This is a genomic window from Chamaesiphon polymorphus CCALA 037 (assembly GCF_003003845.1).
GTDB classification, from domain to species: domain Bacteria; phylum Cyanobacteriota; class Cyanobacteriia; order Cyanobacteriales; family Chamaesiphonaceae; genus Chamaesiphon; species Chamaesiphon polymorphus.
Genome location: NZ_PVWO01000565.1, coordinates 1 through 3447, shown reverse-complemented (window position 1 = coordinate 3447; position 3447 = coordinate 1). Strand labels below are relative to the sequence as shown.

The window sequence follows — 3447 nt, the reverse complement described above, 5'->3', positions numbered from 1 at the left end:
TTTTTCCTCTTTACTAAAATCTGGTAATTGGACTTCGGCAGCAATCCCATCAATTCGTTCGGGATTGGCGATTGTTGCGGTCACTACTGTTTCCTGATATCTTGTCGATACTCTCAAAGGCTCGGTTTTCAAGAATATGTTTAGCTATTGAATAGCTCATTAAGACGATCGTGATAGCTTTCGCGACGACTTACTTGGACTCATCTTTGTGCGATGCCATTCCCCACGATTTATTGCTGCGGCAATTTCTCGAGCAGCTAAAACTGCTTCATTCAAAGATGAAAATTTTTTGTGGTCTATGTCATCATCAGTCCAACCATCATCGACAGCCCATCCTTCCTCAATCGGATATACCCACATTATTCCATCCCAGCCTTCTAAAAAACCGTCACCTATTTTTGTATAACGTTTTTTTCCAGTAGGAATACCGATTGTTTTACCCATAGCCCAATCTCTTTCAAAGGCTTCATAGCCATGCTCTTGTAGATATTGCACTGCTTCAGAGCGAGTATTCATAGTAAAACTCCAGCATTATGAATAAATCGATTTGTGGTAGGGGCAATTCATGAATTGCCCCTACCACAAACTTGCAAATATCTTCAATCCTACTTCGCTGCAACCAAACCGTTGTGACGTAGTAACGCTGATGGATCTGGCTCGCGTCCTCGGAAGGCTGTAAACACCTCCATTGGGTGCTTGCTTCCGCCCAGCGATAATACTGTATCGCGGAACCGTCGTCCGGTGGTGCCGATCGCATCTGCATCATCTAACCCAGCATCTTCAAACGCGGCAAACGCATCCGCACTCAATACTTCTGCCCACTTATAGCTATAGTAGCCTGCTGCATAACCGCCAGCGAAAATATGTCCGAAGGAACAGAGGAAATTGTCTTCGGGTAATGGGGGAATTACCATGCTGATTTTAGCGAGGCGATTACGGACGTCAGGAATCGTTTCGGCACCACCTGGTTGGTAATGGCTGTGGAGTTCGAGATCCAGCCAGCTAAAATGGATTTGACGCAGCATCCCGCTACCGCTCATAAATGTGCGTGCGGCGAGGAGTTTTTGGTAATAGTGTTCGGGTAAGGGTTCGCCAGTTTCGTAGTGCTTGCCCAAACTTAGCAGGGTGGGGCGATGGTAACACCAGTTTTCCATAAATTGGCTGGGTAACTCGACCGCATCCCATTCGACGTTACTAATTCCCGCCGCACCGACATAATCGACGGTGGTGAGCATGTGTTGCAAGCCATGCCCGAACTCGTGGAAGAGGGTTTCGACTTCGCTGAAGGTCATCAGACTGGGTTTGCCGTCTACTGGGGGCGTTTGATTGCAAGTCAGGTAGGCAACGGGTAACCGGACTTTAGACCCATCTTTATCGGTCAATTTGGAGCGACTGATGCAATCTGCCATCCACGCACCACCGCGTTTTTCGGCGGGACGACTGTAGGCGTCGAGGTAGAAGTAGGCAATCGGTTGGTTTTGCTCGTTGGCAACTTGGAAATAGCGCACATCGGGATTCCAGACGGGTGCTTGTCCGTCGGCGGCGGTAATGGCGATACCAAACAGATTGTTCGCGAGGTTAAATAAACCTGAAAGTACCTGTTCTAAGGGGAAATAGGGACGCAATTCTTCAGCGTTAAAGTCAAATTTAGCTTCCCGCAGGCGTTCCGACCAGTAGGCGAGATCCCAGTGTTTGAGATCGTTGGCTTCGGGTGCCTCTTTAGAGATGGCATAGGCGCGCAGATCTTCGAGATCCTGTTTGGCTGCTTCAAAGCTAGCACTGCGGAGAGATTCGAGGAGATTTTCGACGGCGGCGACGTTGGGTGCCATTTTACTAGCGAGGCTGAGTTCGGCGAAGTTGTCGAAGCCGAGGATATTCGACATTTCGCGCCGTAATTCGAGAATGCGATCGATATTACCCAAATTATCGTACTCTCCAGATGCGGCGCGGCTGACATAGGCTTTGTAGATTTGCTCGCGCAAGTCTCGCCGCTGACTGTGTTGCATGAAGGGTAAGTAACTGGGCATATCGAGGGTAATTACCCAAGGGCCATCTGTTGGCGTAGCAACCTCATGTCCGGCGGCTCTGGCAGATTGTGCGGCTTGACCGAGTAAGCTTGCGGGTAATCCCGCGATTTCTTCGGGTTTAGTCAGAGTCAGACTATAGGCTTTAGTCGCATCGAGGACGTTATTAGAAAACTTATTAGCAAGTTCGGCAAGAGCGAGCTGAATATCGTTAAATCGCTGCTTGGGTTCGCCAGTCAAACCGACTCCAGATAGCTCCATATCGCGGATGGCAGCATCGATAATCCGTTTTTGGGCAACATCGAAGGTGGCAAATTCGGGACTGGCTTTAATCGCCTTATAACCCTCATACAAAGCCGTACTCTGTCCCAACCGCATCCAAAATTGAACGACCTGGGGCTGCATTTCTTCATGAGCGGCGCGCAGTTCGGGACTATTTTGAACGCCCATCAGGTGTCCGACGATACTCCACGCCCAGGAGATCCGCTCGACAATGCGATCGAGTGGTTCGACCAATCCCGTCCAGGTGGGGACGATATTCGCTTCGAGAGCGGTCAATTTTTCGTTGGCTTCAGCGAGCAGTTCGGTAATATCTGGAACGACTTGTTCGGCTTTAATATCTGGAAATGGGGGCAATCCCTGACCTTGTAATAGGGGCTTCATAAGCAAGTGTGATGAGGTTCGATGATATATACCCATTATCTCTCGATCGCTCTACTCGCCTATGTCTGGTTTACCGTCATTGGGAACTACAACATTTTCAACTACATTTTTATACTCAAACTTCCCGTTTGCCCACCACTGGAATGACGAATAGGAACTCTGTAGCCAGCTATTTGATGGCGTTCGGGCGTAGCACCTCATTCGGCATCTTGAGATAACCGTAGCGACTCCCGCACTTGCATGAGAATGCGTCCGAGCATGTTCTTACCGCTGCCATCGCCGCCATCGCCCCAGTAGTCGTCGTTTTCAGTATGCTCGACTAGTTTTAAGTCTCCAGTAGAGAGCAGCCGCACGCGAAGCTCCTCGTGTTGGGTAAACTTGGCTAACACTGCCGCCCGCATCACTCCAACCTTGACAGACTCCCAATCCCGTCGAAGTTTCTGCTTGCGGTCGCGTCCCATCCGAGCGGCAAGCATCGGCGAGTTAGATTTGCGAATTTTGGCCTTGTATGTATTGTCCTCGAACTTCTGCGCTTGGAAGTAGTGTTCGGAAGTCGGCCACCACTCTCCATCGAGCGTAAATGGGTAAGGTGCGAAGTTTGAGAATTCTCCGAACTCGTCACTGACGCTGTAGAAGTTCACAACCCCTGTCGTTTCAGTCATTGCATCCCCTCTTTTTACCAAACTATTTACGATCGTGCAAACTGGATTGTCAGATACATTCTCGATCGGACATTATGTCCGATCTGCTAAAATTCAAT

3 protein-coding genes are annotated in these 3447 nt (G+C 49.3%); all 3 read right to left on the bottom strand.

The features are described from left to right. Window positions 1-159 precede the first annotated feature (159 nt). The 3 genes from C7B77_RS26435 to C7B77_RS26425 all read right to left on the bottom strand — a co-directional run bounded on the left by C7B77_RS26435 (window position 160) and on the right by C7B77_RS26425 (window position 3349). Complete coding sequence (locus C7B77_RS26435) at window positions 160-516, bottom strand: hypothetical protein (protein WP_106312020.1); 357 nt, start codon at window positions 514-516, stop codon at window positions 160-162. Between the two features lie 89 nt (window positions 517-605). Beyond that, the gene (locus C7B77_RS26430; protein WP_181244045.1) at window positions 606-2687 is read right to left on the bottom strand and encodes a M3 family metallopeptidase; all 2082 of its coding nucleotides are present in this window, start codon (window positions 2685-2687) and stop codon (window positions 606-608) included. 197 nt (window positions 2688-2884) lie between these two features. Continuing rightward, a complete protein-coding gene (locus C7B77_RS26425; protein WP_106312014.1) occupies window positions 2885-3349 on the bottom strand; it encodes a riboflavin biosynthesis intermediates N-glycosidase in 465 nt (154 codons plus the stop codon). Window positions 3350-3447 lie beyond the last annotated feature (98 nt).